Below are 222 nucleotides of genomic sequence, written 5' to 3' on the forward strand. Positions count from 1 at the left end.
TAATAGATTTTATCATAACTGTCCTATTATAGTTGATGATATGGAATTGAGAAATGCTAGGTTGGAGATTGTTAGTATTGTTAGAGATGTTATTAGGGAGGCTTTAAGTTTGTTAAGTATTAAGGCGCCTGAGCAGATGTAGATAGAGTGGTAATGTTTTTAGTGACCTATGGTTGAGTTTATTGTTTAATAAATTTGACTGTAGGTTTTTTTGTTGTTTCA

At 31.1% G+C, this 222-nt stretch carries 1 protein-coding gene; it reads left to right on the forward strand.

What is annotated here, in order from left to right:
• Positions 1–142, forward strand: a 142-nt coding sequence (locus tag AACQ14_RS24805; RefSeq protein ID WP_353514034.1) for a DALR anticodon-binding domain-containing protein, incomplete at its 5' end; no start/stop codon positions are given.
• Between the last annotated feature and the right edge of the window lie 80 nt (positions 143–222).

Origin of the sequence: Vallitalea maricola, from assembly GCF_036985595.1 — a bacterium.
Lineage (GTDB): Bacteria > Bacillota > Clostridia > Lachnospirales > Vallitaleaceae > Vallitalea > Vallitalea maricola.